2 protein-coding genes are annotated in these 1,732 nt (G+C 71.5%); both read left to right on the forward strand.

The window, feature by feature from the left end; translation table 11 throughout:
- The coding region (locus tag ASG00_RS07555; protein WP_235559427.1) for an alanine dehydrogenase at positions 1 to 736 on the forward strand (736 nt) is incomplete at its 5' end.
- Between the two features lie 45 nt (positions 737 to 781).
- A partial coding sequence (add, locus tag ASG00_RS07560; RefSeq protein ID WP_082483136.1) for an adenosine deaminase occupies positions 782 to 1,732 on the forward strand: 951 nt, incomplete at its 3' end.

Here is a 1,732-nt window from a genome sequence, read left to right on the forward strand (position 1 = left end):
CGAGACCGTGCAGACCCCCGACCGTGCGCTCCCTCTCCTCGCCCCGATGAGCGAGGTCGCTGGGCGCCTCTCGATCGTCGTCGGCGCCCACGCCCTCATGCGCGCCTCCGGAGGCCGCGGCCAGCTCATGGGCGGCGTGCCGGGCACCCCGCGGGCGAAGGTCGTCGTGATCGGCGGCGGTGTCGCCGGCGAGCACGCGGCTGCCAACGCCCTCGGCCTCGGTGCCCAGGTCACCGTCATCGACATCTCCCTGCCGGCCCTGCGCCGCATCGAGGCCCGCTTCGGTACCCAGGTGCAGACGCGCGCGTCGACCCGGTACGAGATCGCCGAGCAGCTGCGCGATGCCGATCTCGTGATCGGCTCGGTGCTCATCCCCGGGGCCGCCGCCCCGAAGCTCGTCACCGACGACATGGTCGCCGCCATGAAGCCCGGCTCCGTGCTCGTGGACATCGCCATCGACCAGGGCGGATGCTTCGAAGGCTCCCGTCCGACGACCCACGACGACCCGACGTTCCCCGTGCACGACTCCGTGTACTACTGCGTCGCCAACATGCCGGGCGCCGTGCCGCACACCTCGACCCGCGCTCTTGCGAACGCCACGCTGCCCTACGTCATCGCGATCGCCGACAAGGGATGGGACGCGGCATCCGCTGCCGACCCGGCCCTCGCGAAGGGTCTCAACGTCGTCGGCGGCGAGGTCGTCAACGCGGGGGTGAAGGCAGCCCTCGGCCTGTAATCGAGCGACATCCGCCCGACACACGGGCCACGTACGCTCGCGCTCGTGATCGGGTATCCGGACTATCTGCGGCTGCTGCCCAAGACCGAGCTGCACTGCCACTTCGCGTCGACGATGAACGCGCCGCTGTTCATCGAGCTCGCCGACCGGTACGGCGTCGCGTTGCGCTCGACCGACCCCGCGACGCTGTTCGACTTCGACGACCTGCGCGACTTCCTGGTGGCGTTCCGGGCCGCGCACGACGTGCTGCGCGCGCCCGACGACTTCGCCCGCGTCGCCTACGAGGGAGTGCGTTCGGCGGTCGCCGACGGCAATCTGCGCTACCGCGAGTACTTCGTCAACCCGCAGTACTTCGCGTCGCGCGGCCTCGCCTACCCCGACGTGATCGACCCGATCATCGACGGACTGCGTCGCGCCGAGACCGACTACGGCGTCGGCTTCCGGGTGATCGCCGCGATCAACCGCCGCGAGTCGCCCGAGAGCGCCGTCGAGATGGTGCGGCAGGTGCTCGCGCACCCGCGCCCCGAGGTCGTCGGCATCGGCCAGGACGACCTCACCCCCGAGGACACCGAGGACCCGGCGCGCTTCGCCGACGCTTACGCGCTCGCCGCCGCCCACGGCCTGCACCGCACCGCCCACGTCGCCGAGACCGATCGGGCGCTGCCGTCGGCGGTGCGCGACGCGCTCGAGGTGCTCGACTGCGACCGCCTCGACCACGGCTACCGCATCATGGACGACCCGGCGCTCGTCGAGCTCGCCCTCGCGCGCGGGGTCGCCTTCACGACCACCCCGATCTCCACCACCATCTGCACCGGCTGGCACCTCGACCCCTCGCACCGCATCCGCGGCATGATCGAGGCGGGCCTGACCGTGACCGTCTCCACCGACGACGCCATGTTCTTCCGCACCGACCTCGGACGCGAGTACACCGAGGGCCTGCTCGAGATGGGTGTCTCGGCCGAGACCGCCAAGCGCATCGCCCTGAACGGGGTGGAT

The sequence above is a fragment of the Microbacterium sp. Leaf351 genome, assembly GCF_001423825.1.
In the GTDB taxonomy this organism is placed as follows: Bacteria; Actinomycetota; Actinomycetes; order Actinomycetales; family Microbacteriaceae; genus Microbacterium; species Microbacterium ginsengisoli.